Genomic DNA, 24,679 nt, shown 5'->3' with positions numbered 1-24,679 from the left:
CCCATATGCAGAGCGGGAAGCCAGCTTCAATTAACGCGCGGCCTGCCGCTCCGGCTATTCCTGCGGCCAGGACACATGGTGGCTGTATTCCGGATGCTTGCCAAGGTACGCGGCCATATAGGAGCAGTACGGCTTGACCCGTCGCCCGCCGCTCACAATGTCCTCCACGGCGTAGCGGGCCAGACGTGATGAGTAGCCCTGATGCCGGAAATCCGGCTCCATTTCCGTGTGGGTCAAAGCGACGCCGTCCGGCTCCACCTGATAATCGGCCATACCCACGAGGGTGCCGTCCAGCCGCAGTTCGTACCGATTCAGCGCTTCATTGCGCGTGACGCTGATGTCTTTGCTAGTCATGGCCCGAGACTGCCACGCATTCCCACCGCGGTCCAGTCCCCGCCGTCAGGCCGCCCGCCCGCCGTCAACGGTCGCTTCCGCGCGTCGCAGCGAGTCTTCCAGCACGGTGACGGCTTCGGCGTAGGCAGCAGCCTCCGCCGCGGTTCCCTCTTCGGGGCGCAGCTGCTCGGCAACCTTCAGCGCCCGGATAAAGGTCCGCGTTTCCGGGGTGCGCAGGTCCAGCAACTGCGGGTTTTCCGCCGCGAGCCAGGGGTCCAGTTCATAGGCACTCCAGCGGGCCAGGACGTCCCGGTGCCGGGCGGCAGCGGCATTTACAACTGCCTCCAGCTGTTGGCGTTCGCGGTTCCGGCGACGACGGCGGTCCCGCCGCCCCACCCAAAGCGCCGCTGCGATACTGCCCGCCACCACAACGGCTCCGACGGCGGCCGATGCGGCCGACGTGGCAGCCAACACCCAGGCAGCGGTCAGGAGCACTCCCAGGAACGCGGAGAACCCGACCCAGAAGAGGTTTTCCCCGTCCCGGGTACCAAGCGCGCGGTCCACACCGGCAGACCCGGCCACCAGCACTGCCGCCAGCAGCAGCAGGGGCAGAACCGTTGAAGGATCCGTACCGGGCATATCCACCCTCCTGCGTATTGTCGTTTGCCTCCATTGCACCGAACCCGGCGGCAAAGGTCAATGCCGGCCCCGGCCGCCCGGCAAAACAGGCCCCGCGGGGCCACACCAAGTATGCTGACGGTTGGATTCGTTCCAACCAACCCATGAAACCCGCCGGAAAAGCACCCTGTAGTGCGTTGTAAGGAAAGCAATGAAGATTCCCGCCCCGAGAGGGCCCGTCAGCGCCACCTTGATTGACCTCCTCCAGAACCGCGGCGGAACAGGTCATGCCAACGCCTACGGTTCCTTGAACCTGCTGGTGGACGAAGCACTGGCTGCCACTGCGGACCTGTTCCGTGACGAAGACCTCCAGCTGGCCCTGTTCTGCCTGTACGAGCTGCATTACAGCGGACTGGACGGAGTTGAAGACGCGGCAGAGTGGGATCCCGAGCTGATCCGCGTGCGGGCACGGCTGGAGGCCGCCTTCGAGGATGTGCTGCGCCGTACGGTGCCCGTCCCCGAGCTGCCCGCACCGGAAAGCGAAGCCGTCGCGGAGACCCTCTTCCGCCTGGCAGCCGAAGACGACAGCCCCAGCGTCTCCCGGTTTATTGCCAGCAAGGCCAGCGTGGAACAGCTTCGCGAGTTCCTGATCCTGCGCTCGATCTACCAGCTGAAGGAAGCGGATCCGCACAGCTGGGCCATCCCGCGCCTTCCGGTGGGCCGCGCAAAGGCGGCGTTGGTCGAAATCCAGGCCGATGAGTACGGCGGCGGGCGGGTGGAGCGGATGCACTCGAAGCTGTTCGGCACCACCATGGAAGGCCTGGACCTGGATTCCGGCTACGGGTACTACATTGACCAGGTTCCCGCCCTGACCCTGGCATCCTCCAACGCCATGTCGCTTTTCGGACTGAACCGCCGGCTGCGCGGCGCCATTGCCGGGCACCTGGCGGCGTTCGAGATGACGTCCTCGATCCCCAACTCGTTCTACGCCCGCGGGTTCCGCCGGCACGGGTTCAGCGACGATGTCACCTACTACTTCGACGAACATGTGGAAGCGGATGCCGTGCACGAACAGATTGCCGCACGGGACCTGGCCGGAGGCTTGGCCGAGGCTGAACCCGATCTGCTCGCCGACGTCATTTTCGGCGCCGCAACTGTCCTGACCATCGATGCGATGCTCGGCGAAGACCAGCTGAATGCCTGGCAGGCGGGCGAATCCGCGCTGCTGCTTCCCCTGGTGAACGACGGCGGCAAGGCAGCGCTGGCCGCAACCGCAGCGGCCGACGGAGTAACCCCGTGACGGCTCCGGCGGCCGGCCCCGTAGATGAGAAGGACACCGCGCAGGACGCACTGACGGAGGCGAACGCCGAACAAGCGGACGTCCAGGCGGAGCAGGACGGCGCCGACGCCTGGAAGACACGGGAAGGAACCGCTCCCGCTTCGATCGTGGCCTGCCCCAACGGTCCCCTGCTGGTCCGCGGCGACTTTGAAATTGTCACGCCTGACGGGGTTCCGGTACCCCGTGACCGGGAAACCGTTGCCCTGTGCCGGTGCGGCGGTTCGGCCATCAAGCCGTACTGCGACGGCACCCACAAGCTGATGAAGTTCGATACCGCCCGCCGTCGTCCGGTTCCGGCACCGGCGCGCAAAGCGGCGGAAGAGGCGTAACCCGACGGTGCCGGATACAGGAATGGCTTGCCTTCATTGAAGGCAAGCCATTTCTGTTCGGTGCGCCCAGCAGGGCTCGAACCTGCGACCCACGACTTAAAAGGACGTTGCTCTACCAACTGAGCTATAGGCGCTCCACCGGCCCCGGCTTTTGACAGCGCGCGGACCGACTGTCCCACTTTATCGCACACCACACAGATCGTGGAAAACCCCGGTCTGGAGCACGGCAGGGTACCCCGGGGACCGCCTCGATTTCCGCGTAAGTGCCGGAGTATTCTTCCAGTATGAGTGAGTCCAATTCAACGCCGCGCCATCACAAGCCAAAGCCTCTTGCACCTGTGGACTTCGCCAATTTCCCCGGCGGTGCCGATCCGGCACGCGTTTCGGAGGCGGCCCATCTTGCCGCCCAGGCGCTGGTCCACCACGGCCGCGAGAGCACCGATCCGGAAGTCACCCGCCGGCTCGTGGAACTGACCGACCAGCAGGGGGTGGAAGCGGTGGCCGAGATGTGGGCTGAAAGCCCCGCCCGGTCCCTGCCCGGCGCCCTCTGGCGCCTGTATGCCCTCCGCGCGTCCATCCAGCGGAACCCGGAACGGATCGCCGCCTACTACGCCGCAGGCAAAGACGTTGCCCAGGTATCCAAGGTAGTCGCCGGAGTAGCCGAGCCCCTCGGAGCGGACGAAATGCGGGCCATGGCGGACACCATTCTTTCCGGTGCCTTCGAGGGTGACTTCGACGTCGCGCTGGAGCGTTTCGCCGCGTTCTGCCGCGTGGTGGCCCTCGGCCAGGCCAACCATGCCGATGCCTCGGAGGCCTCCAACGGGGACCGGGCCACCCTGCTGACCCGCAACGCGCGCCAACTGGTGCACACGGCCGAGGACCTGGAGCACTCGGCAGCCGCCTGGCGGCGCGGAGAGCTCGACTAGCCGTGCCGCGGCGGGCACAGTGTCAAGCCCCACGGTGTCAAGCCCCACAGTGGCGCTCCGCACAGTGCCGCCCCGGCCTGCAGGGCCATGTTGACATCACCGGCCGAGCGTAGAAAACTGAAATCGGTGTCGGACTGCGGAACCCCCGGGCTTCAACTCTGAGCCGCTTCGAGCGGCCTTCCGCCGAGAGGCGCTCCCGGTCCGGCACCGTTACTTTTCCCCAGCTGGTTCCCAGCGGGATTCTTTCGCGGGCGTCCCCGTAATTCCAGCCCCGCCATCGGATATTCTTGGGGCTGTGAGCACCCTTACCTCCCCGGCCGACGTTCGTCCAACGTGAAGCTTCAACTCTTCCCCCAAGAGAATGCCGGGCTTGAGCTGCTTTCCCGGATGGCGTCCCAACTGCTGCGCGGCACCAGCGTGCTGGCGGAGATCCTCGGAGCAGAACCGGAGGAATTCGACCGGCTGACCGAGCAGCTGCACCAGATCGATGCCGAAACCACCGATCTGCACTTTGCACTGATGACGCAGATGCGGACCAGCTTCATCAACCCGCTCCCCCGTGAAGACCTCTACGAGCTTTCCCTGCTCCTGATGTCCGCCATGGAGTGCCTGGACGCCTCAGCGGAAACCATTTCCCTCTACAAGCTCACAGGGGTGTCCCGCCGGGCTTCCGAGCAGCTGGAAGTCATCGGCCGCCAGGCTGAGCTGACCGCCGCCGCCATGCGCCGGCTGGCTTCGCTGGAGGACCTGGAAGAGTACTGGATCGAAATGCTCCGGCTGGCCCGGCGGGCCGAGCGGTCCCGGCGGATCTGGGTGGCGGAACTGATGCGCGAGTACAAGCCAATGGCCTATGCCCGGCACCGGGACCTTGCCGACCAGCTTTCGGGAACCTCGGCGCAGCTGCGCCTGGCGGCCACGTTCGTGGGCGGCGTCCTCGTCCGGGAATCCTAGGGTGGCCACCCTCCTCCTGGCCGGCGTCGTCCTGCTCGCCGGAGCCTATGCCTTCCTCAACGGCTTCCATGACGCCTCCAACTCGGTGGCCACCTCCGTCCGCACCCGGGCGCTGACCCCCACCGTGGCCATTCTGCTGGCCGCCGGCTTCAATCTCCTGGGTGCGTTGGTGAGCACCGCATTGGCCGTTGCGCTGACCGTCCGGTTTGTGGATCTCCCGGCCGGGCCAGAGGGCCTCGGCATCCTGATTGCCGGGCTGCTGGCGGCGTGCGGATGGGGGGTGTGGACCTGGTGGCGGCGGATGCCGTCGTCGTCCACGTCCGCCCTGGTGGGCGGGCTGGTGGGTTCCGGCGCGGCCTCAACCCTGGTGGGCGGGCACAACATAGCCGAGTCCTACCGGCTGATCTGGGAGCAGATAGCCCTGCCGCTGCTGCTGTCCCCCCTGATCGCCTTTGCACTGGCCTACCTGCTGGTTTTTCCGGCTACGTGGCTGATGCGTTACAGCTCTCCGCGCCGCGGGGACGCCGGAAACCGGATAGCGCAGTCCGTCTTCACCTCGGCTTTCTCCCTGGGGCACGGAATCCAGGACGGGCAACGGACCATGGCCGTGGTGGTGCTTGCACTGCTGGCCGCGGGGCAGACAATTGAAACCGACATTCCCCTCTGGGTGCAGCTCTTTGCGGCGCTGGCCCTGGCCGCCGGCACGCTCTTCGGCGGCTGGCGGATCACGCACACACTGGGGTACCGGCTGGTCCGGATGGACCCGCTGCGGGGCATGAGCGCCCAGGCGGTCAGCTCCGCGATGCTGTTCCTTGGTGCGCTCTGGCTGCACATTCCGCTCTCCAGCACCCAGACCATGACGTCCGCCATCGTCGGCGCCGGCACCAACCAGCGCTTTTCCACCGTCCGCTTCATCCCGCTGCGGGAAATCCTCGTCACCTGGCTGGTCACGGCGCCCATAACCGCGCTGCTCGCCGGGATCCTGCTGCTGGCCCTCAGTCCGCTCCTGTAACCGCTGCTTATCCGAAACGTCCGGAGACGTAGTCTTCCGTGGCCTGCTCGGCGGGGTTGCTGAAGATGACGGGAGTGTCGGCGTATTCGATCAGCCGGCCGGGCTTGCCGGTGCCGGCGATGTTGAAGAACGCCGTCTTGTCCGACACCCGCGCCGCCTGCTGCATGTTGTGGGTAACGATGACCACGGTGTAGTCGCTCTTGAGTTCCTCGATGAGGTCCTCGATGGCCAGCGTCGAGATGGGGTCCAGGGCGGAGCAGGGCTCGTCCATCAGGATCACCTCCGGCGACACCGCTATGGCGCGGGCTATGCACAGGCGCTGCTGCTGGCCGCCGGAGAGCCCGGAGCCCGGCTTGTCCAGGCGGTCACGGACCTCTTTCCAGAGGTTGGCGCCGGTCAGGGACTTTTCCACCAGGTCATCGGCGTCGGACTTCGAGATGCGCTTGTTGTTCAGTTTCACGCCTGCCAGCACATTGTCCCGGATGGACATGGTGGGGAACGGGTTGGGCCGCTGGAACACCATGCCCACGTGGCTGCGGACGGTCACCGGATCAACGCCCGGGCCGTAGAGGTTCTCCCCGTCCAGCAGAACTTCACCTTCGACACGTGCGCCGGGGAGTACCTCGTGCATCCGGTTCAGGGTGCGCAGGAAGGTGGATTTGCCGCAGCCGGAGGGGCCGATGAAGGCGGTCACGGAGCGGGGTTCAATGTTGATGTTGACGTCCTGGACGGCAAGGAAATTGCCGTAGTAGACATTCAAGTCTTTGACGTCGATGCGCTTGGACATGGTTTCCTTCTCGGTAAATCGCTGTACAGGGCTAGCGGGAGGTCCGGGGGGCGAAGATCCGGGCAATCAGGCGGGCGCCCAGGTTCAGCAGCATCACCATGATGATCAGGATCAGTGCTGCCGCCCAGGCCCGCTGGGTACTCGGATCTGTGTTGGTCGGGGAGGTGGGGCTCATCAACTGCCGGTAGATAAAGGTGGGCAGCGTGCTCATCCAGCCCGCAAACGCGTTGAAGTTGATGGTGTTGACGAAGCCGGCGGTGACCAGCAGGGGTGCCGTTTCCCCGATCACGCGGGCGATCGCCAAGGTGACGCCGGAGGCAATGCCGGAAATCGCTGTGGGCACCACTACCTTCAGGATGGTCCGCCACTTACGCACGCCCAGGGCGTAGGAAGCCTCGCGGAGCTCGTTGGGCACGATCTTGAGCATTTCCTCGGTGGAGCGGACCACCACCGGGATCATCAGCACGGAGAGGGCGACGGCGGCAACGAATCCGGTGCGGGTGCCCGGCCCGAAGACGAGCCCGAAGAACGCGGCGGCAAACAGGCCGGCCACAATCGAGGGGATACCGGTCATCACATCCACAAAGAACGTGATGGCCCGCGAAAGTGTTCCGCCCCGGCTGTATTCCACCAGGTAGACGGCGGCGAGCAGGCCCACGGGCACCGAAATGACCGTGGCCCAGAAGGTGATCAGCAGGGTGCCGACAATGCCGTGGTACGCGCCGCCCAGGACCGCTGTCCCGTTGTCCGTCGTGGCGTTGTCCACGGCGCCGGTCATGCCGCCCATGGAGGTGAGCAGGAAATCCGGGCTGAGGCCGGGCAGCCCGCGGACCAGGACGGTGAAGATCACCGATACCAGGGGCAGCAGCGCCAGCAGGAAGGCACCGCAGACCAGGTTCGTGGCGAGGCGGTCCACTGCATGCCGCCTGCCCTCCACGACCCAGGTGGCAACCGTGCCGCCGATGACGAAAAGCACGGCGGTGAAGATTGCGAAGGACGTGATTGAGAAGCCGATGAGGGCGGACAGTGCCGCCCCCAGGATCAAGGCAGCGGCCAGCACGACCCAAGGCGTATAGCGGGGCAGCCTGTTCTTGGTCAGCAGGGACCCGGGACGGCTGAGGGCGGAGGTTGTATCGAGCATCAGTTGGCTCCAGAGAATTCTTTGTGGCGGCTGATGATCCAGCGGGCAATGATGTTGACCGCCAGCGTGATCAGGAACAGCACGAGTCCTGCAGCGATCAGTTCCGAGAGCCGGAGCCCGAATGCTTCAGGGAAGTTCAGGGCGATCTCGGCGGCGATGGTCTGGTTGCCGGGCCGGATCAGGCTGGCGATCAGGCCGCCGGAGGAGAGCACCAGGGCCACGGCCATGGTTTCGCCCAGCGCACGTCCCAGCCCCAGCATGACGGCACTGACGACACCGGGACGGGCGAAGGGGAAAACGGCCATCCGGATCATTTCCCAGCGCGTGGCACCCATGGCCAGGGCCGCTTCCTCGTGCAGCTTGGGCGTCTGCAGGAAGATCTCCCGGGTAAGGGAGGTAATGATCGGCAGCACCATCACGGAAAGCACAATTCCGGCCGTGAGCATGGTTTTGCCGGTCTGGCTGGCGGGACCGGCGAATATCGGAATCCATCCGGCGTTTTCGGCCAGCCAGTTGTACGGACCCACCAGTGCCGGGGCCAGCACTGTCATGCCCCAGGCACCGTAGACCACCGACGGGATGGCCGCGAGCAGGTCCACCAGGTAGCCCAATCCCTGCGCGAGCCGCCGCGGGGCGTAGTGGGAGATGAACAGGGCGACGCCGATTCCCACCGGAGTGGCGATCAGCAGGGCGATTAGGGCGGCAATCACCGTTCCGATGACCAGTGGCAGGATGTACTGTCCGAACCCGCCGCCGCCGGAGATGTCCGCCGGATCGGCCATGAACGTGGGCAGCGCCTGCCACATCAGGAAAACGGCCACGCAGAACAGGACGAACAGGATCAGGCACCCGGCTGTCACCGTAATGCCGGAGAAAACCTTGTCTCCGGCACGGCCCGCGCCGCTTTCTCCCGTTATGGACTTGCTGGACACTACTCACCCTTCGAAATGCGTTGCGTGCAGACTCTTTTATCAGTGTAGGGACTCCGCCTCGGAGCGGCCCCTGCCCTCCCCGTGCCGAGGCCCGGGGAGGGCAGGATGGTGGTCGGGCTAGGAACGCACCTGGATGGACTCCAATGCGGTTTCGGCCTTGCTCCGCAGGCTCTCGGAGAGCGGCGCACTGCCCGCGGCGTCGGACGCGGCAGCCTGGCCTTCGTCGCTGACCACGTAGTCGCCGAACGCACGGACCAGGTCCACCGTCTGCTGGTCCTCATAGCTGGTGCAGAACACGTGGTAGCTCACCAGCACCACGGGGTAGGCACCCGATTCTGCCGTGTCGCGGTCCAGGTCCATGGCCATATCCGCTTCCGGACGACCCTCCCCTGTCACCGGGGTGGAGGATTCCACGGCGAGGGCGGCGGCGTCGGCGCTGAACGGCACGTAGGTATCGCCCACCTTGACGCTGACCTTGCCCAGGGAGCCGGCTGCCGACGCGTCGGCATAGGTGATGCCGCCCTCAGTGGAAGTCACCGTGGAAATAACGCCGCCGGTGCCGGAGGCGCTTTCCCCGTTCGGCAGCCCGGCCGGCCATTCACCTGATGCCTTATCCGTCCACTTTTCGGGTGCTGCTTCGGCCAGGTATTCGGTGAAGTTCTTGGTGGTGCCCGATTCGTCGCCGCGGTGTACCGCCGTGATGGCGGTGTCCGGCAACTCAACTCCTTCGTTCTGCGCGGCGATGGCCGGGTCATTCCACGTGGTGACCTCGCCGCGGAAGATCGCTGCGATGGTGTCTGCGTCGAGGTTCAGGTCCGTTATGCCGGGAAGGTTGAAGGCCACGGCGATCGGCGAGATGTAGACCGGCACGTGGATGGCGCCGTCGGGTCCGCAGACTTCGGCGGCCGCGGCGGTTTCCTCATCATCAAGGTAGGCGTCGGACCCGGCGAACTGGACGCCGCCGGCCAGCAGCGCTTCCCGGCCTGCGCCCGAGCCGTCCGGTGAATACTGCACCGATGCTTCCGGATTGGCTGCACCGAAGCCGGCGATCCAGGCCTGCATGGCCGCATCCTGGGAGGAGGCACCGGCACCGGAAAGCGTGCCCGTGACGGAACTTTCCGAACTCCCCGCAGTCGGGGCCGCGGAGGGTGCAGCGCTGTCCGTGCCGCAGGCGGCCAGGCTGAGTGCGGCAACAAGTGAAACTGAAAGTACGGATGCAGCGCGGTTCAAAACCTTCACTATCGTGTCCCTTTCGAGGGGTTTCATTCGGCGCGGGTGCGCCGGGAAGCTGATTGCGGAAAAGCAGTCGAGCACGCGGAACCTCCAGCACGTTCCTGTTCAAGGGTGGCGAAGCAAGGTGAACGGAAAGTTAACGCCCGCCGGGCAGCCGAAGAACATCCGTTGCCGCCGAATGTAACGCCGGATACAGGTTGCCCTCAGCTCCCCCTAGACTGGTTTCATGCCCCAACGCAGCTCCTTCGCCAAAAGCCGGGGTTTCCTGCAGAACCGGGCCCGCGTAGGGCTGCAGCGCAGCCGCAATTCCGTGGTGCCGGCCCTCCAAATGACCATCTGCGCCGTCGGAGCGTACGCCTTTGCCGAGTACGTGCTCGGGCACGAGGGCCCGTTGTTCGCCGCGACGGCCGCCCTGATTTCCCTGGGCTTCTCCCGGGAACCGCGGACCCGCCGGGTGCTGGAGGTGGGAATCGGCTGCACGCTGGGCATCACCATTGGCGAAATCCTGCTCACCCTGCTGGGCAACGGCCTGGCCCAGGCCGCCGTCGTCCTTTTCCTCTCGGTGATGCTGGCCCGCTTTCTGGACCGCGGCGTTATCTTCACTACCCAGCTGGGGCTGCAGTCCCTGCTGGTGGTGCTCCTGCCCGCCCCGGACGGCGGTGTGTTCACCCGCAGCGTGGACGCCATAGTGGGCGGCGTTTTTGCCCTCGTGGTGACCATGCTGGCGCCGCGGGATCCGCGCCGGGAACCGAAGTCCAACATCCGCGAGCTCCTGCACGAACTGTCTGCCGTGCTGCGCCAGTGTTCCGAAGCCATCGCCAAGAGCGATTCCACCATTGCCTGGCATGCGCTGGTCCGGGCCCGCAACACCCAGCCCCAGCTGGACACCCTGGCCCGCAGCGTCCGGGATGCACGGGAAGTCGCCCGGATTTCGCCCGCCTACCGGCGGTACCTAGCGGAACTGGGAGACCTGCGCGGTTCCATCGGCTATCTGGACCTGGCTGTCCGCAACAGCCGGGTTTTCGCCCGCCGGACGACGTCGGTCATTAACCATGCGTCGCTGGGTGACGAGGCCATCGAGAACGTGTCGGAGGTGCTGAACGAGACGGCCGATGCCGTGAATGTCCTGGCCCGCGCGCTGGGCGGCGGGGAAGGCCCGGACACCCGGCTCCGGCACCTTCGCCAGGCCCGCAACGAGCTGGCCGCGGTGGGGAGCCGCCTGCATCCGAAGTCGCTGGGCATCACGGATCTGCAGGGCGACGCGCTCATCATGCTTTTCCGCCCCCTCGTGGTGGACCTGCTGGAATCCACCGGACTCACCCACGAAGAGGCGGTTACCTACCTCTCGGAGGTCTGAGCCGGCCGGAAGAAAGTGTCAGTGCCGCGGGATAGCCTGATTCCATGGCAACAAAGACTGCACGGCCCAAGACCGCCAACTTCCGCTGCTCGGAGTGCGGCTGGACGACGGCCAAATGGGTTGGACGCTGCGGCGAGTGCCAGGCCTGGGGAACGGTGGAGGAATCCGGCGAAGTCCTGGCCCGGACCACCGCCGCCACCGTGGTTGCCCGGCCTGCCCTGCGGATCGGCGAGGTAGACGCCACCACTGCCGCGTACCAGGCCACCGGGGTAGGTGAACTGGACCGCGTCCTGGGTGGAGGCCTGGTTCCCGGTGCGGTGATCCTGCTGGCCGGGGAGCCCGGTGTGGGTAAGTCCACCCTGCTCCTCGACGTCGCCGCCCGCGTCGCCGGCCTGGGCCGCGATGTCCTGTACGTCACCGGGGAGGAATCCACGGCGCAGGTGAAACTGCGGGCCGAGCGCATCGGCGCCGTGTCGGAGAACCTCTATCTCAGTGCGGAAACGGACCTCAGCCAGGCACTGGGCCAGGTGGAGCAGGTCTCCCCCGGGCTGCTCATTGTCGACTCCGTCCAGACCCTGAGCAGTAGCGCCGTGGACGGCAGCGCCGGCGGCGTCAGCCAGGTCCGCGAGGTGGCCGCGTCTCTGATCAACGCTGCGAAGACCCGGAACATGACCACCCTGCTCGTCGGCCACGTCACCAAGGACGGCTCCATCGCCGGCCCCCGGCTGCTGGAGCACCTGGTGGACGTGGTGTGCCAGTTCGACGGCGACAGGCATTCGAGGCTTCGGCTGCTGCGTGCGGTCAAGAACCGCTACGGACCTACGGACGAGGTGGGCTGCTTCGACCTGACCGAAGACGGCATCGAAGGGCTCGCCGACCCCAGCGGACTCTTCGTCTCGCGTACCAAGGACCCGGTCTCAGGCACCTGCATCACAGTCACGCTGGAGGGCAAGCGGCCGTTGGTCGCCGAGGTCCAGTCCCTGGTCGCCGAAACCGGAAATGCCCAGGCCCGCCGCGCCACCAGCGGCGTTGATGCCTCCCGCGTAGCCATGCTCCTGGCGGTTCTGCAGCAGCGCGCCTCCATGAGCCTGGCCAAGGATGACAGTTACGTCTCCACCGTAGGCGGCGTGAAGCTTGGCGAGCCCGCCACGGACCTGGCAGTGGCGCTGGCGGTGGCGTCGGCGAAAATGAACAAACCGCTGCCGGCCCAGCTCATAGCCTTCGGCGAGGTCGGACTGGCCGGGGAGGTGCGTCCGGTGCCCGGTATCGCACGGCGGATCAACGAGGCCGAACGGCTCGGTTTCACGCACGCCGTCGTTCCGGCTTCCCCGAACGGACCGGGAAACGTCCCCTCCGGCTTCAAGGTCCGGGAGGTCTCCACGTTGGCCGAGGCCCTGGAGCTGCTCTTCTAGCACTGCCGCTTCCGAAGATCCCGGGGAGCCGCCGGTGAGCGGTACCACCGCAGCTGTCTCCAGCGGCCTGCAGGCGGGCCCGGTCCGGGACGTGCCGTGGTTCACGAGTTGGATGGTCTACCCGGATCTCCCACTAGTATAGGGACGGGCAAGCCTCAGCCCAGATCATCCAGGCCCCCGGGCCGGAAGGAAGTGACCATGGCCCGCAGTCCCGAAGACGCGCTTAAAGCAACCCTGGCGCGGGTCGCACCCGGGACCGAGCTCCGCGACGGACTCGAGCGCATCCTGAGGGGCCGCACCGGCGCCCTGATCGTCCTCGGCTTTGACCGCGCGGTGGACAGCATCTGCTCCGGCGGGTTTGATATCGGCATCGACTTCTCCCCCACCAGGCTGCGGGAGCTGGCCAAAATGGACGGCGCGATCGTCTGCGACCGCGACGCCGGGAACATCCTGCGCGCGGCGGTGCAGCTGGTCCCCGACCACACCATCGAAACGCATGAATCCGGCACCCGGCACCGGACCGCCGAACGCGTGGCCATCCAGACCGGCTTCCCCGTGATTTCGGTCAGCCAGTCCATGCGGATCATCCAGCTCTACGTCGGCGGACTCCGCCACGTCCTCGAAGGATCCGAGCCGGTCCTGGCGCGTGCCAACCAGGCACTGGCAACCCTCGAGCGCTACCGCGCCCGGCTGGACCAGGTCACCAATTCCCTCTCCGCCTTGGAAATCGAGGCAATGGTGACGGTCCGCGACGTAGCGGTCACGCTGCAGCGCCAGGAAATGGTCCGCCGCATTTCCGAGGAAATCTCGCAGTACGTCCTCGAACTCGGCGTTGACGGCCGCCTGCTGTCCCTCCAGTTGGAGGAACTGACCACCGGCCTCGGCCCGGGCAGCGAAATGATCCTGCGCGACTACGCGGACCTGAATGACGGAAAGCGCAACATCGAGGAACAGATCTCCACGCTGCAGAACATGAGCTCGTCCGAAATGGTGGACCTGGGCAAGATCGCCTCGGTGGTCGGTTTCCAGCCGGGCCAGGATTCGCTCGAAGCCGTAGTGCAGCCGCGCGGCTACCGGCTCCTGAGCAATATCAAGTCGGTTCCCCCCGCGGTATCCAACCGGTTGGTGGACCACTTCGGCGGCCTGCAGAACCTGATGGCCGCCAACATCGATGACCTGATGACCGTCGACGGCATCGGCGAGCAGCGTGCCCGCACCGTCCGGGAAGGCCTCTCCCGGATCGCGGAGACCAGCCTCCTCGACCGGTTCATGTAGACCTATTCCAGTTCGAAAACAGCCGTTTCGCTGGTGACTTCCCCGAGCCTGGCAGCGAACACGTAGTAGCCGGGGTTCGGGTTGGAAGCCACGGCAGCGCAGCCCGGAGCCGACCGGTTCCGGTCCCAGGTGAAGTTGGCTGTCTCGGATGCGCCCGGTTCCACCGTCTTGAGGTAGTCCTCGCCGCCGTCCTGGCAGTCAGTGGAAGAAAAAATCCGGTCCGAGCCGCTGGCTACCGAAAACTCCATCTGCGAAGTGCCCACGTTGATCTCGCAGGCGGATTTCCCCGTGTTCGTGACCGTCAGCGCCAGGATCGGTGTGGCACCGGCCGGGTAGACCTGGGCATCGGTGGCAGCAGTAACCAGCACGGACTCTGCGGGGCAGGCGGACTCCGACGGGGTCGCCGCGGGTTTCGGAGCCTTCGACGCTTTCGTCTCGGCCGCAGGCGTGGCGGCCGGCGCGGTAAGGACCGGAGAGGGGACGGTGGCGTCGGCTACGGGCTGTTTTTCCGGTGTCAAAGCGCCGATCACGCCGGCAACCGCGAACCCGAGTCCCACCAGGAGCAGCACCGCGAGGACGCCTGCAACCAGCCGCCGCCGGCGGTAGACGGCGGGGCTCGGACGGCGCGGACCGGGGCGTGGTCCGGCCGGCTGCTGTCTTCCCATCCCATCCATGGTTCAAGGCTAGGGATCAAGACAGCGATTACGAGGCGCACCACGCCGGTTAGTAGAGTATTGCTGGTCATATGCAAGGGAGTGCAGCATGGATTCACAGGTGGAAGACCTGCACCGCCGGATTACCGGGTGGTTCGCCGGTAATGCCCGCGAGTTGCCCTGGCGGGACGCCGGGCGCACGCCCTGGGGTGTTCTGGTCAGCGAAATCATGCTCCAGCAGACGCCGGTGGTACGGGTGCTGCCCGTCTGGACTGAATGGCTGCAGCGCTGGCCGACGCCGGCCGGGTTGGCTTCGGAGCCCAGCGGGGAAGCCGTCCGGGCCTGGGGCCGGCTGGGCTATCCCCGGCGGGCCCTGCGGCTGCACGCGGCGGCAAAGGCCATCGTCGAGGAGTTCGGCGGCGAGGTGCCGTCCACTTATCCGGAGCTGCTGCGGTTGCCGGGAGTGGGTGACTACACCGCCGCCGCTGTGGCTGCGTTTGCCTTCGGGCGGCGGGAAACGGTGGTGGACACCAATATCCGCCGGGTGCATGCCCGGGCAGTAACCGGGAACGCCTTGCCCTCACCGTCCCTTACCGCTGCCGAGATGCGGCTGGCCGCTTCCCTGCTGCCCCTCGACACCAGCGACTCCGTGGCCTGGAATGCCTCTGTCATGGAACTCGGCGCACTGGTCTGCACCGCCCGCAGCCCTCGATGCGGGGAGTGTCCGATCTTGGACCGCTGCGCCTGGGTGGCAGCGGGCAGGCCGGAGCCCCATTACACGGCCAAGGGCCAGGCCTGGGCCGGAACGGACCGGCAGGTCCGCGGTGCCATGATGGCGGTGCTGCGCTCCGCGGACGGCCCGGTCCGCCGGGAACTGCTCCTGCACGCGCCGGTGGACCTGGCCGGCCCGAGGCTGACGGCCGACGTGGATCCCCTGGGCGCCCTGCACCGGCTGCAGGCGCCGCAGGAGCAAATGGAGCGCGCTTTGGCCGGCCTGATCGCGGACCGGCTGGCGGCAGAAGACGCCTACGGAGTGTCGCTGCCGCTTTGACCGGCGGCGGGCTCAGATTTCTCCGAACCCGTTGCGCACCTGCTCGGCCACGAGTTCCACCGCCCGGGCCGCATCAGGTCCGGTGGCGGTGGCGCTGAGCGTTTCGCCGGGCCGCAGGCCCAGCGTCATAAGCATCATGACCGATTTGCCGTCCACGCCGTTGATGGTGATCTCTGCGTCCAGGTCCGCCAGCAGTTGCGCCAGGACTGAGGCCGGACGGGCATGCAGGCCCATCGGGTTTATCAGCGTCCAGGCCCCGCTGGCGGAGTCGGCCGCGGCCGGCGCCGGCTCCCCGGAGGCAGGCGGCTCCCCGGAGGCAGGCGGACCGCCGGCGGCTTCGGCGGAGGCTGGGCTGTCCGGGGTGTAGGACGCTCCGGCGGACTCCGCGGCAGCCGAAACCTCGGCAACGTTCCTTCCGGTCTGTGCCGCTACGGCTGCGGCCACTGTGCCCTCGACCAGCGGCGCGTTGGCCATGAGTACCCGCTGCTGCTGCTCCGGGTCGAGGAACTCCAGCGCCGATTCCGCCGTCATCACAGCGGATCCGAGGTCTGTCAGCAGGACCGCACCCTCGCCGGAGTCCGTCGCGGCAATACCGGCCATGATTTTTTCCAGGCTGGTGCCGATGCCGTCGTCGTCGGTGCCTCCTGCCGGGACTATCCGAACGTCTGCGGCCATCTGCGCCGCAAGCTCGCAGACGCCCTCGGCCAGCTTCCGGCTGTGCGAAACAACCACCAGGCCGACACTCACGCTGCCGTCTCCGCCGCCGAAACCGCTGCCTGCAGGATCAATGCCGTGGACGCGGCCCCGGGATCCAGGTGCCCCGCACTGCGCTCCCCCAAGTAGCTGGCCCGGCCCTTGCGGGCGACGAGCGGCTCGGTGCCGGCCAGCCCGGCGTCGGCCGCGTTCGCGGCCGCCGTCAGGATCTCCACCGGACCTGAACCTGCCGCCTGGGCCGTAACAGCGGCATCCACCGCGGGAGTCCAGGCATCGATCATGGTTTTGTCACCGGGTTCGGCCTTGCCGCGGGCGACAATTCCGTCCCGGGCAGCCGTCAGGACGGCCACCAGCTCGGCCGGTCCGAGGGCGGACGCGCTGCCCGCCGCGGTGGAGGCACGCAGGAATGCGGTCCCGTACAGCGGTCCTGCGGCGCCGCCCACCTTCGACATCAGGGTCATGGCGACTGTTTTGAACACCGCCCCGGGTGTCTCCGGCACGCCGTCGGCGTCCAGTTTCTCCACTACCGCACTGAATCCGCGCTCCATGTTCTCGCCGTGGTCGGCGTCGCCGATCTCCCGGTCCAGGGTGGTCAGCCGCTGGCGGTTCTCGCTCAGGGCGGCGGCGCTTAGGCGCATCCATTTATCCGCCCAGGCTGCGTCCAGTTCCATGCCTATACTCCCCACCGCAGGGCCGGGGTGTTCACCGGCGAGTCCCAGAGTTCCGTAAGTTCATCGTCCAGCCGCAGGACGGTCACTGATGCCCCTTGCATTTCCAGGGCGGTGATGTAATTGCCCACCAGGGAACGCTCCACCCGGGCACCTCTGTCTGCCAGGATCTGGGCCGCCCGGCGGTAGACAATGTACAGCTCGCTCAGCGGAGTGCCGCCCATGCCGTTCACGAAGAGCAGTACCCGCTCCCCGGAGGCCACCCCGAGGTCGCTGAGCACCGCTTCCATCAACTGGTCCGTAATGGAATCCGCCGTTGTCATTGCCACCCGGTGCCGCCCGGGTTCGCCGTGGATCCCTACACCCATTTCAATTTCGTCGTCGGCCAGGGTGAAGCTCGGCTCACCGGCATGAGGCACCGTACAGGGTGCCAGGGCAACACCCATGGACCGTACGTTCGCGTTTACGCGTTCGGCGATCTCCGCCACCTTGGCAAGGTCATCTCCGCGCTCCGCGGCGCCGCCGGCAATCCGCTCCAGCAGCACGGTCCCGGCCACACCGCGCCTTCCTGCCGTGTACGTCGAGTCTTCCACCGCGACGTCGTCATTCACTACGACTGTGCGGATGTCGATGCCTTCGACGCCGGCAAGTTCGGCAGCCGTCTCGAAGTTCAGGATGTCGCCGGTGTAGTTCTTCACCACGAGCAGGACGCCGGAGCCCGAGTCGCTTTTGACGATGGCCGGCAGGATCTGGTCCGGGGTGGGAGACGTGAAAACGGCTCCCGGTACGGCAGCGGTGAGCATGCCCGACCCCACATAGCCGCTGTGCAGCGGCTCATGGCCGCTGCCGCCGCCGGAGACCAGGCCTACCTTGCCCTGTACCGGAACGTCGCGCCGGAGGACGTAGTCCGGGTCCAGATGGATCTGGACCAGGTCGTGGTGGGCCAACCCGAAGCCTTCGAGTGATTCTGCCACCACCGAGCGGGGATTGTTGATGAGTTTCTTCATGACGCCGGGCTCCTTAGCGGTCGGACTGAGGAGCCCCGCGAGCACGCCAAGGCTCCCTCTCCCCCACCGACCCTACCCGCGCCGGAAGCAGTGCAACAGGGTGCCCGCGTGCCAGCCGCACCGGCAGCGCTCGAGAGTCCGAAAAGCCGCCCGGGCAGCAAAAAAGCGGGAGGGGCGAGCCCCTCCCGCTTTTGAATAAAGCCTTACTTGCCCTTGAAAGCGTCCTTGACGTTCTCTCCGGCGTCCTTCAGGCTCGACTTGGCCTGGTCGCCGTGGCCTTCGGCCTCCATGCGCTCGTTGCCGGTGGCCTTGCCTACGCCTTCCTTGACCTTGCCGCCAAGATTTTCGGCCTTGTTCTGCATCTTGTCATCTGCGCCCATTGCTGAACCCGCTTTCTGATCGTGGCCCGTGCAAACGCGAAACCGCTGCTGGTTCGCAACCGTTTACTGCTGCGTTCCACGGGACCGTTGATGATGCTAAGTATCCTGAGCTTATCCAGTTCCGAAGACAAAAGGCCAGCACGGCCCTCCCGGTTACTCTCTCTGCGAACGCGCCCCGGACGGCTGCCGGATCAGAACGAGCGGATCATCCGGGTGTTTCCCAGGGTGTTCGGTTTTACCCGGGCGAGGTCCAGGAACTCGGCAACACCCTCATCGGAGGAACGCAGCAGCTCGGAATAGACCTCCGGATCCACGGCGGATTGGTTGGCCATGACGGCGAATCCGTGCCGCTGGAAGAACTCCACTTCAAAGGTCAGGCAGAATACCCGCCGCACACCGATTTCCACCGCATCAGCGAGCAGCTGTTCCAGCAGGAGATGGCCGATGCCGCTGCCGCGCAGGGCGGGGTCCGCTGCCAGGGTGCGCACTTCGGCCAGGTCTTCCCACATCACGTGCAGTGCACCGCAGCCGACAATCCGCCCGTCAGCGTCCTCGGCGACCCGGAATTCCTGCAGTGCCTCGTAGTAGGCAACAGCCTCCTTGGCCACCAGGATCCGTTCCTCGGCCAGCGGCGCCACCAGGGCGCGGATGCCGGGAACATCGGAAGTGCGGGCGCGGCGGATGGTCATGGCGGATACGGAAGTCACCGGCCCAGTCTAGGACTGTCAGGGCAGCCGCACCCAAACTTCGTTTCGGCGTTCGACGCCGGAGGGCCGCCCTGCGAACGCCAAAGGACCCGGCGGGCTGCCTGCCCGCCGGGTCCTTTACCCGTGCATTGGTTGTACTGAGCGGCTGTTAGTCGCTGACGCCGGCTTCGATTGCCGGGGAAGCTTCCTCAATGGCCTTCGGAACGCCGCTGCCGACGAAGGTGAACTTCGCTTCGTCGCCTTCGCCCTCGACATCCACCGAGATGACTTCGCCGGGCTTCAGCTCGCCGAAGAGGATCTTCTCGGACAGCTGGTCCTCGATTTCGCGCTGGATGGTCCGGCGCAGCGGCCGGGCACCCATCGCGGGATCGTAGCCGCGCGTTGCCAGCAGCACCTTGGCGGCCGGGGTGAGCTCGATGCTCATACCCTTCTCGGCCAGGCGCTCACTCAGCCGGTTCAGGAACAGGTCCACAATCTGGACAATCTCGTCCTGGGTCAGCTGCGGGAAGACCACGGTGTCATCAACACGGTTGAGGAACTCGGGGCGGAAGTGCTGCTTCAGTTCTTCCGTCACCCGTGCCCGCATCCGGTCATAGCCGGTCTTGGTGTCCGTGCCGGACTGGAAGCCCGTCATGACGCCCTTGGAGATGTCCCGGGTACCAAGGTTGGTCGTCATGATGATGATGGTGTTCTTGAAGTCCACCATCCGGCCCTGGGCGTCGGTCAGGCGGCCGTCTTCGAGGATCTGCAGCAGCGAGTTGAAGAGGTCCGAGTGGGCCTTCTCCACTTCGTCGAACAGCACCACGGAGAACGGACGGCGGCGGACCTTTTCGGTCAGCTGCCCGCCTTCTTCGTAGCCCACGTATCCGGGAGGAGCACCAAACAGGCGCGAGACCGTGTGCTTCTCGGCGTACTCGGACATGTCCAGCGTGATGAGGGCGTCCTCGTCACCGAACAGGAACTCCGCAAGGGCCTTGGCAAGCTCGGTCTTACCGACGCCGGTGGGGCCGGCGAAGATGAACGAGCCGCCCGGACGCTTGGGGTCCTTCAGCCCGGCCCGCGTACGGCGCATGGCCTGCGAGATGGACTTGATGGCCTGGTCCTGGCCGATGACGCGCTTGTGCAGTTCGTCTTCCATCCGCAGCAGGCGGGTGGACTCTTCCTCGTTCAGCTTGACCACGGGGATGCCGGTGGAGTTGGCAAGCACCTCGGCGATGAGTTCCTCATCCACCTCGGCAATGTCATCCAGGCCGCCGGACTTCCACTGGCGTTCCTTCTCCGCACGCTGATCCTGGAGCTTCTGCTCCTTGTCGCGCAGGGAGGCGGCACCTTCGAAGTCCTGGGAGTCGATTGCGGACTCCTTTTCCATCTTCAGCGCCGAGATCCGCTCGTCGATTTCCTTCAGCTCCGGCGGAGCCGTCATCCGGCGGATCCGCAGGCGGGCGCCGGCCTCGTCGATCAGGTCGATTGCCTTGTCCGGCAGGAACCGGTCACTGATGTACCGCTCCGCCAGCGTTGCTGCTGAGGCAAGTGCGGCATCGGTGATGGAAACGCGGTGGTGCGCTTCGTAGCGGTCACGCAGGCCCTTGAGGATCTCGATGGCGTGTGCCACCGAGGGCTCGGCAACCTGGATCGGCTGGAAGCGGCGCTCCAGCGCGGCGTCCTTCTCGATGTGCTTGCGGTACTCGTCCAGCGTGGTGGCACCAATGGTCTGCAGCTCGCCCCGGGCCAGCATCGGCTTCAGGATCGAGGCTGCGTCAATGGCGCCTTCGGCGGCACCCGCACCCACAAGGGTGTGGATCTCGTCGATGAACAGGATGATGTCGCCGCGGGTGCGGATTTCCTTGAGGACCTTCTTCAGGCGTTCCTCAAAGTCGCCGCGGTAGCGGGAACCGGCAACCAGCGAACCGAGGTCCAAGGTGTAAAGCTGCTTGTCCTTCAGGGTCTCGGGCACGTCGCCGCGCACGATCGCCTGGGCCAGTCCCTCTACGACGGCGGTCTTGCCGACGCCGGGCTCGCCGATCAGGACAGGGTTGTTCTTGGTCCTGCGTGACAGCACCTGCATCACGCGTTCCATTTCATGCTCGCGCCCGATAACCGGGTCGAGCTTGGATTCACGCGCGGCCTGTGTGAGGTTGCGGCCGAACTGGTCCAGCACCACGGATCCGGCGGGCTGGCCTTCCTGCTGCTGGCCACCGGTGGAGACGGGCTCCTTGCCCTGGTAGCCGGAAAGCAGCTGGATGACCTGCTGGCGGACACGGTTCAGGTCAGCACCGAGCTTGACCAGCACCTGCGCGGCTACGCCTTCACCTTCACGGATCAGGCCGAGCAGGATGTGTTCGGTGCCGATGTAGTTATGGCCGAGCTGCAGGGCTTCACGGAGCGAAAGCTCCAGCACCTTCTTGGCGCGGGGGGTGAAGGGGATGTGGCCGGTCGGGGCCTGCTGGCCCTGACCGATAATCTCCTGCACCTGCTCGCGGACAGCACCAAGCGAGATGCCCAGGGATTCAAGGGCCTTAGCAGCGACACCTTCACCCTCATGAATGAGCCCAAGCAGAATATGCTCGGTGCCGATGTAGTTGTGGTTGAGCATGCGGGCCTCTTCTTGGGCAAGCACGACAACGCGACGGGCACGGTCGGTAAATCTTTCAAACATGAGGCACACTCCTAGCTAACGCGTAATTCGATGCTACGTGCCCCAGGGGTGCTTAAGGAGCTTGTTCGCCATGGGCGTGAGACCTAGGCGGTATGCCTAGGACTGCGCGGCCCGGTAGGCGTCGATGATCTCGCTGTTCACGCGGCCGCGCTCGGAAACCGTGTAGCCGTTCTTGCGGGCCCATTCGCGGATCTGTGCCGCTTCGTTGCTGCGGGCCGAGCCGGTGCCGCGCGGACGTCCGGTGCGGCCTCCGACCTTGCGGCCGGCATCCACATAGGGCTTCAGTGCATCGCGGAGAGTTTTCGCATTGTCTTTCGACAGATCAATCTCGTACTGTGACCCGTCCAAGGCAAACCGTACGGTCTCATCCGCACTTCCGCCGTCGACGTCATCCACGAGAATGATTTTTACCTTTTGCGCCATGACAGGCTCCTAAGCAGCTAAAAATGGGAAGACTAATTATGAGACCACTTAGAGTATGACGCAATTGGTAAAGCCCCGTCAAAGTACTTGGCTATTTATTCTCTTCTTCACTCGGTTTTTTCAAAGCTTCATGGTCTACACTCTGGTCAGCTTCCCGTTCTGCCTCGGCAAGGGCCTGCCGCTCCGACCGGTCCGAGTTAAGCAGGGCCCTCATCACGAAATAAAAGAGAGCTGCAACACAAATTGACGGCAGGAGGACTTCTACATATTCCATGGCTAACCCATTTCCGGCTTAAGGAGGGGAAACAGAATTGTTTCCCTGATTCCTGTATTCGTGAAAAGCATCACAAGGCGGTCAATTCCCAGACCGATGCCGCCCATGGGAGGGGCACCATATTCCAATGCCCGAAGGAAGTCCTCGTCCAGGGCCATGGCCTCGTCATCGCCGCCGGCCGCCAGCAGGGACTGCTCGGTGAGGCGTTCACGCTGGATAACCGGGTCAATCAATTCCGAGAAAGCCGTGCCGCGTTCCATGCCGCCGATGATGAGGTCCCAGGCTTCGATCAGGCGGGGGTCCTCGCGGTTAGGACGGGCGAGCGGCTGCGCGGACGGCGGGTAGTCGTACACGAAGGTCGGCTGCAGCAGCGTCGGCTCCACAATTTCGCCGAATAGTTCGATAACCAGCTTTTCCGCGTCCCACTTCGGATCCACCTTCACGCCGTGCTTTTCCGCAATATCGCGGAGCACGGCTGCGTCGGTGTCCGGGGTGATCTGTGTGCCCACCGCTTCGGACAGGCCGGGGTACACACTCAGCCAGCGCCACTCGCCGTCCAGGTCAATGGTGCCGGCCGCCGTTTCGATCTGCCGGCTGCCCATGAGGTCCGCACAGTGCAGGATGATTTCCTTCATCCGCTCGGCCATCACGAACTGGTCCGCGTAGGCCTCGTAGCATTCCAGCGTGGTGAATTCGGGGGAATGCGTGGAGTCCACGCCCTCGTTGCGGAAAATGCGGCCGATTTCGAACACCCGCTCGATCCCGCCGACCACTGCACGCTTGAGGTACAGCTCCGTGGCGATGCGCAGGGTCATCTTCTGGTCGAAAGCGTTCAGGTGCGTCTCGAACGGCCGGGCAGCGGCACCGCCGTGCACCAGCTGGAGCATGGGGGTTTCCACCTCCACATAGCCGTGTCCGTGCAGGGTGTCGCGGACTCCGCGGATAACCGCCGCGCGCTTGTAGACCATGTCCCGCGCTTCATCGCGGACCATCAGGTCCACATAGCGCTGGCGGACGCGGGTTTCCTCGCTCAGTCCGGCGTGCAGCACCGGCAGCGGGCGCAGCGCCTTGGAGGCCATCGACCAGGACTGCGCCATCACCGAGAGTTCCCCGCGGCGGGAGGAAATCACCTCTCCGCGGATAAAGACGATGTCGCCCAGGTCAACCAGCGACTTCCAGTCCGCCAGGGATTCCTCTCCGACGACGGCCAGGCTGAGCATGGCCTGCAGCCGGGTTCCGTTGCCTTCCTGCAGGGTGGCGAAGCAGAGCTTTCCGGTGTTGCGGATGAACACCACGCGGCCGGTGACGCCCACGGTCTCGCCGCTGGCTTCGTCGGCCTCGAGGTGGCCGAACTTTTCGCGTACTTCCTTGAGCGAGGCGGTGCGTTCCACCCCTACCGGGTAGGCCTCATCCCCCCGGTCGATGAGCCGCGCGCGCTTCTCGGCACGGATGCGCATCTGTTCGGAGGTGTCTGCGGCTTCGGGAACGGGGTTAGATGTGGTCACGGTTATTAAGTTTACAGAGCAAAGCACCGCTCCCGGTTCCTGCGCTCCGTGCACCCGCACCGGGTACGCACGGAGCGCAGGTACTTTTGCTACGGCAGCAGGGTGTTGTCGATCAGGCGGACCGGACCGACCCGTGCGGCCAGCAGTGCCAGCGCGGTTCCGGCCAGCGGTGCGCCGGCAGTATCCGTGAGCGGTTCAAGGGTCTGCGGGTCCACCACCTCGAAGTAGTCCAGTTCCACTCCGGGCTGCGACGAAACGAGTTCGACGGCGTCGGGCAGGTCCAGGGGCCGGCCCGACGCAGCGCGTTCCTTCAGCAGGTTCAACGCCCGGGACAGCACCAGTGCCGCCTGCCGCTGGCCGGCGTCGAGGAAGCGGTTCCGGCTGGATTCGGCGAGTCCGTCGGCCGCCCGGACAATCGGCACACCGGTGATCTCCACGTCGAAGTTGAGGTCCGCGACCATACGCCGGATCAGGGCCACCTGCTGGGCGTCCTTCTGCCCGAAGTAGGCCCGGAAGCGCGCCGGTACCGGCGGAGCTGCCAGGTGGAAAAGCTTGGCGACCACGGTCAGCACGCCGTCGAAGTGTCCCGGCCGGACGGCACCTTCCCAGCGGGTGCCCATGGTGCCGGCGCTCACGCGGACCAGCGGCGCTCCGCCGGGGTACATTTCGGCCTCTGACGGGGCGAAGACCAGGTCCACTCCGGCGCGGCCCAGGAGCTCGAGGTCCGCATCGAGGGTGCGGGGGTACCGCTCGAGGTCGGCCGGGTCGTCGAACTGCAGGGGATTGACGAACACCGAGGCGGTGACGACGTCGTTGTCCGCCCGGGCGGCACCCATCAGGGAGGCGTGCCCTTCGTGCAGGGCACCCATGGTGGGAACCAGCGCGAGGGAGGGAAGGCGGGCGGGGTTGGCTGCGGCCGCTTTTTGGAGCAGCTCCTCGGTGGCGGAGCGCAGTTCGGCGGCGGTGGTGACGAGGCGGGGGGTGTTCAACGCTGTC

Annotated in this window: 25 protein-coding genes and 1 tRNA gene; 9 read left to right on the top strand and 17 right to left on the bottom strand. The window is 65.9% G+C overall.

Translation table 11 applies throughout. The features are described 5' to 3' along the window. Window positions 1-54 precede the first annotated feature (54 nt). A complete protein-coding gene (locus NNX34_RS06250) occupies window positions 55-354 on the bottom strand; it encodes a GNAT family N-acetyltransferase (RefSeq protein ID WP_255765613.1) in 300 nt (99 codons plus the stop codon). Between the two features lie 45 nt (window positions 355-399). Next, window positions 400-972, bottom strand: a complete 573-nt coding sequence (locus tag NNX34_RS06245; RefSeq protein WP_255765612.1) for a hypothetical protein — start codon at window positions 970-972, stop codon at window positions 400-402. 190 nt (window positions 973-1,162) lie between these two features. On the opposite strand from NNX34_RS06245, the gene NNX34_RS06240 reads away from it, so the two are divergent. Both NNX34_RS06240 and NNX34_RS16125 read left to right on the top strand, forming a co-directional pair. After that, entirely contained in the window at window positions 1,163-2,251 is a 1,089-nt protein-coding gene (locus tag NNX34_RS06240) for an iron-containing redox enzyme family protein (RefSeq protein ID WP_255765611.1), read from the top strand. Then, window positions 2,248-2,619 carry a CDGSH iron-sulfur domain-containing protein gene (locus NNX34_RS16125; RefSeq protein ID WP_370647232.1) on the top strand — a complete coding sequence of 124 codons (372 nt, stop codon included), beginning with the start codon at window positions 2,248-2,250 and terminating at the stop codon, window positions 2,617-2,619. Before NNX34_RS06240 ends, NNX34_RS16125 begins: the two co-directional genes overlap by 4 nt. Window positions 2,620-2,680: 61 nt before the next feature. On the opposite strand, the gene NNX34_RS06230 is transcribed toward NNX34_RS16125, so the two are convergent. After that, window positions 2,681-2,753: transfer RNA gene (locus NNX34_RS06230), tRNA-Lys, on the bottom strand. Window positions 2,754-2,903: 150 nt separating this feature from the next. Between NNX34_RS06230 and NNX34_RS06225 the strand changes: the two genes are divergently transcribed. The 3 genes from NNX34_RS06225 to NNX34_RS06215 all read left to right on the top strand — a co-directional run bounded on the left by NNX34_RS06225 (window position 2,904) and on the right by NNX34_RS06215 (window position 5,508). Then, complete coding sequence (locus tag NNX34_RS06225) at window positions 2,904-3,545, top strand: hypothetical protein (RefSeq protein ID WP_255765610.1); 642 nt, start codon at window positions 2,904-2,906, stop codon at window positions 3,543-3,545. A gap of 333 nt (window positions 3,546-3,878) precedes the next feature. Continuing rightward, window positions 3,879-4,496 (top strand): DUF47 domain-containing protein, encoded by a 618-nt coding sequence (locus NNX34_RS06220; protein WP_255765609.1) that lies wholly within the window; start codon window positions 3,879-3,881, stop codon window positions 4,494-4,496. Window position 4,497: 1 nt separating this feature from the next. Then, entirely contained in the window at window positions 4,498-5,508 is a 1,011-nt protein-coding gene (locus NNX34_RS06215) for an inorganic phosphate transporter (RefSeq protein WP_255765608.1), read from the top strand. A 7-nt stretch (window positions 5,509-5,515) separates the two neighbouring features. Here NNX34_RS06215 and pstB read toward each other — a convergent pair whose 3' ends face one another. The 4 genes from pstB to pstS all read right to left on the bottom strand — a co-directional run bounded on the left by pstB (window position 5,516) and on the right by pstS (window position 9,634). Further along, window positions 5,516-6,295, bottom strand: a complete 780-nt coding sequence (pstB, locus tag NNX34_RS06210) for a phosphate ABC transporter ATP-binding protein PstB (protein WP_229951410.1) — start codon at window positions 6,293-6,295, stop codon at window positions 5,516-5,518. A 31-nt stretch (window positions 6,296-6,326) separates the two neighbouring features. After that, the gene (gene pstA / locus NNX34_RS06205) at window positions 6,327-7,436 is read right to left on the bottom strand and encodes a phosphate ABC transporter permease PstA (protein WP_255765607.1); all 1,110 of its coding nucleotides are present in this window, start codon (window positions 7,434-7,436) and stop codon (window positions 6,327-6,329) included. Further along, entirely contained in the window at window positions 7,436-8,368 is a 933-nt protein-coding gene (pstC, locus tag NNX34_RS06200; RefSeq protein ID WP_255765606.1) for a phosphate ABC transporter permease subunit PstC, read from the bottom strand. The genes pstA and pstC overlap by 1 nt, the downstream gene beginning before the upstream one ends. A 117-nt stretch (window positions 8,369-8,485) precedes the next feature. Beyond that, entirely contained in the window at window positions 8,486-9,634 is a 1,149-nt protein-coding gene (gene pstS, locus NNX34_RS06195) for a phosphate ABC transporter substrate-binding protein PstS (protein ID WP_255765605.1), read from the bottom strand. A 193-nt stretch (window positions 9,635-9,827) separates the two neighbouring features. Between pstS and NNX34_RS06190 the strand changes: the two genes are divergently transcribed. From NNX34_RS06190 to disA, 3 genes are all read left to right on the top strand, one after another. After that, window positions 9,828-10,958 (top strand): aromatic acid exporter family protein, encoded by a 1,131-nt coding sequence (locus tag NNX34_RS06190; RefSeq protein WP_255765604.1) that lies wholly within the window; start codon window positions 9,828-9,830, stop codon window positions 10,956-10,958. 44 nt (window positions 10,959-11,002) lie between these two features. Further along, window positions 11,003-12,370 carry a DNA repair protein RadA gene (radA, locus tag NNX34_RS06185; protein WP_255765603.1) on the top strand — a complete coding sequence of 456 codons (1,368 nt, stop codon included), beginning with the start codon at window positions 11,003-11,005 and terminating at the stop codon, window positions 12,368-12,370. Window positions 12,371-12,568: 198 nt separating this feature from the next. Continuing rightward, on the top strand, window positions 12,569-13,645 hold the full coding sequence (gene disA / locus NNX34_RS06180; protein WP_227920642.1) for a DNA integrity scanning diadenylate cyclase DisA: 1,077 nt from the start codon (window positions 12,569-12,571) through the stop codon (window positions 13,643-13,645). A gap of 2 nt (window positions 13,646-13,647) precedes the next feature. Here the strand turns inward: disA and NNX34_RS06175 are convergent, their stop codons facing one another. Continuing rightward, window positions 13,648-14,310 carry a hypothetical protein gene (locus tag NNX34_RS06175; protein WP_255765602.1) on the bottom strand — a complete coding sequence of 221 codons (663 nt, stop codon included), beginning with the start codon at window positions 14,308-14,310 and terminating at the stop codon, window positions 13,648-13,650. A 97-nt stretch (window positions 14,311-14,407) separates the two neighbouring features. Here NNX34_RS06175 and NNX34_RS06170 point away from each other — a divergent pair, with 97 nt between their 5' ends. Continuing rightward, window positions 14,408-15,349 carry an A/G-specific adenine glycosylase gene (locus NNX34_RS06170; RefSeq protein ID WP_255765601.1) on the top strand — a complete coding sequence of 314 codons (942 nt, stop codon included), beginning with the start codon at window positions 14,408-14,410 and terminating at the stop codon, window positions 15,347-15,349. Window positions 15,350-15,361: 12 nt separating this feature from the next. On the opposite strand, the gene dhaM is transcribed toward NNX34_RS06170, so the two are convergent. The 9 genes from dhaM to panC all read right to left on the bottom strand — a co-directional run bounded on the left by dhaM (window position 15,362) and on the right by panC (window position 24,672). Next, on the bottom strand, window positions 15,362-16,096 hold the full coding sequence (gene dhaM, locus NNX34_RS06165) for a dihydroxyacetone kinase phosphoryl donor subunit DhaM (RefSeq protein ID WP_255765600.1): 735 nt from the start codon (window positions 16,094-16,096) through the stop codon (window positions 15,362-15,364). Next, window positions 16,093-16,734, bottom strand: a complete 642-nt coding sequence (gene dhaL / locus NNX34_RS06160; RefSeq protein ID WP_255765599.1) for a dihydroxyacetone kinase subunit DhaL — start codon at window positions 16,732-16,734, stop codon at window positions 16,093-16,095. The genes dhaM and dhaL overlap by 4 nt, the downstream gene beginning before the upstream one ends. A 2-nt stretch (window positions 16,735-16,736) precedes the next feature. Then, window positions 16,737-17,738: a dihydroxyacetone kinase subunit DhaK gene (gene dhaK, locus NNX34_RS06155; protein ID WP_255765598.1), complete on the bottom strand. Its 1,002-nt coding sequence runs from the start codon at window positions 17,736-17,738 to the stop codon at window positions 16,737-16,739. 203 nt (window positions 17,739-17,941) lie between these two features. Beyond that, window positions 17,942-18,118, bottom strand: a complete 177-nt coding sequence (locus NNX34_RS06150; RefSeq protein WP_227920630.1) for a CsbD family protein — start codon at window positions 18,116-18,118, stop codon at window positions 17,942-17,944. A gap of 191 nt (window positions 18,119-18,309) precedes the next feature. Next, window positions 18,310-18,807 (bottom strand): amino-acid N-acetyltransferase, encoded by a 498-nt coding sequence (locus NNX34_RS06145; protein ID WP_255765749.1) that lies wholly within the window; start codon window positions 18,805-18,807, stop codon window positions 18,310-18,312. 166 nt (window positions 18,808-18,973) lie between these two features. Next, complete coding sequence (locus tag NNX34_RS06140) at window positions 18,974-21,481, bottom strand: ATP-dependent Clp protease ATP-binding subunit (RefSeq protein ID WP_227920628.1); 2,508 nt, start codon at window positions 21,479-21,481, stop codon at window positions 18,974-18,976. A 96-nt stretch (window positions 21,482-21,577) separates the two neighbouring features. After that, the gene (locus NNX34_RS06135) at window positions 21,578-21,904 is read right to left on the bottom strand and encodes an Lsr2 family protein (RefSeq protein ID WP_255765597.1); all 327 of its coding nucleotides are present in this window, start codon (window positions 21,902-21,904) and stop codon (window positions 21,578-21,580) included. Between the two features lie 276 nt (window positions 21,905-22,180). After that, window positions 22,181-23,635, bottom strand: coding sequence for a lysine--tRNA ligase (gene lysS, locus NNX34_RS06125; RefSeq protein WP_255765748.1), 1,455 nt, complete (start codon window positions 23,633-23,635; stop codon window positions 22,181-22,183). A gap of 137 nt (window positions 23,636-23,772) precedes the next feature. Beyond that, complete coding sequence (gene panC / locus NNX34_RS06120) at window positions 23,773-24,672, bottom strand: pantoate--beta-alanine ligase (protein WP_255765596.1); 900 nt, start codon at window positions 24,670-24,672, stop codon at window positions 23,773-23,775. Between the last annotated feature and the right edge of the window lie 7 nt (window positions 24,673-24,679).

The sequence above is a fragment of the Arthrobacter sp. zg-Y1116 genome (assembly GCF_024385485.1).
In the GTDB taxonomy this organism is placed as follows: Bacteria; Actinomycetota; Actinomycetes; order Actinomycetales; family Micrococcaceae; genus Arthrobacter_B.
The sequence above is the reverse complement of the archived record's forward strand: the minus strand, read 5'-3'. Positions and strand labels throughout refer to the sequence as shown.

What these genes read in the sequence shown, in the direction of transcription:
- pstS (WP_255765605.1), bottom strand. Translation starts at nt 9,634, where the DNA reads ATGAAACCCCTCGAAAGGGACACGATAGTGAAGGTTTTGAACCGCGCT.
- NNX34_RS06240 (WP_255765611.1), top strand. Translation starts at nt 1,163, where the DNA reads ATGAAGATTCCCGCCCCGAGAGGGCCCGTCAGCGCCACCTTGATTGAC.
- NNX34_RS06250 (WP_255765613.1), bottom strand. Translation starts at nt 354, where the DNA reads ATGACTAGCAAAGACATCAGCGTCACGCGCAATGAAGCGCTGAATCGG.
- NNX34_RS06245 (WP_255765612.1), bottom strand. Translation starts at nt 972, where the DNA reads ATGCCCGGTACGGATCCTTCAACGGTTCTGCCCCTGCTGCTGCTGGCG.
- dhaL (WP_255765599.1), bottom strand. Translation starts at nt 16,734, where the DNA reads ATGGAACTGGACGCAGCCTGGGCGGATAAATGGATGCGCCTAAGCGCC.
- lysS (WP_255765748.1), bottom strand. Translation starts at nt 23,635, where the DNA reads ATGCGCATCCGTGCCGAGAAGCGCGCGCGGCTCATCGACCGGGGGGAT.
- pstB (WP_229951410.1), bottom strand. Translation starts at nt 6,295, where the DNA reads ATGTCCAAGCGCATCGACGTCAAAGACTTGAATGTCTACTACGGCAAT.
- NNX34_RS06225 (WP_255765610.1), top strand. Translation starts at nt 2,904, where the DNA reads ATGAGTGAGTCCAATTCAACGCCGCGCCATCACAAGCCAAAGCCTCTT.
- NNX34_RS06190 (WP_255765604.1), top strand. Translation starts at nt 9,828, where the DNA reads ATGCCCCAACGCAGCTCCTTCGCCAAAAGCCGGGGTTTCCTGCAGAAC.
- NNX34_RS06145 (WP_255765749.1), bottom strand. Translation starts at nt 18,807, where the DNA reads ATGACCATCCGCCGCGCCCGCACTTCCGATGTTCCCGGCATCCGCGCC.
- NNX34_RS06140 (WP_227920628.1), bottom strand. Translation starts at nt 21,481, where the DNA reads ATGTTTGAAAGATTTACCGACCGTGCCCGTCGCGTTGTCGTGCTTGCC.
- disA (WP_227920642.1), top strand. Translation starts at nt 12,569, where the DNA reads ATGGCCCGCAGTCCCGAAGACGCGCTTAAAGCAACCCTGGCGCGGGTC.
- dhaK (WP_255765598.1), bottom strand. Translation starts at nt 17,738, where the DNA reads ATGAAGAAACTCATCAACAATCCCCGCTCGGTGGTGGCAGAATCACTC.
- NNX34_RS06150 (WP_227920630.1), bottom strand. Translation starts at nt 18,118, where the DNA reads ATGGGCGCAGATGACAAGATGCAGAACAAGGCCGAAAATCTTGGCGGC.
- NNX34_RS06170 (WP_255765601.1), top strand. Translation starts at nt 14,408, where the DNA reads ATGGATTCACAGGTGGAAGACCTGCACCGCCGGATTACCGGGTGGTTC.
- radA (WP_255765603.1), top strand. Translation starts at nt 11,003, where the DNA reads ATGGCAACAAAGACTGCACGGCCCAAGACCGCCAACTTCCGCTGCTCG.
- NNX34_RS06135 (WP_255765597.1), bottom strand. Translation starts at nt 21,904, where the DNA reads ATGGCGCAAAAGGTAAAAATCATTCTCGTGGATGACGTCGACGGCGGA.
- NNX34_RS06175 (WP_255765602.1), bottom strand. Translation starts at nt 14,310, where the DNA reads ATGGGAAGACAGCAGCCGGCCGGACCACGCCCCGGTCCGCGCCGTCCG.
- pstA (WP_255765607.1), bottom strand. Translation starts at nt 7,436, where the DNA reads ATGCTCGATACAACCTCCGCCCTCAGCCGTCCCGGGTCCCTGCTGACC.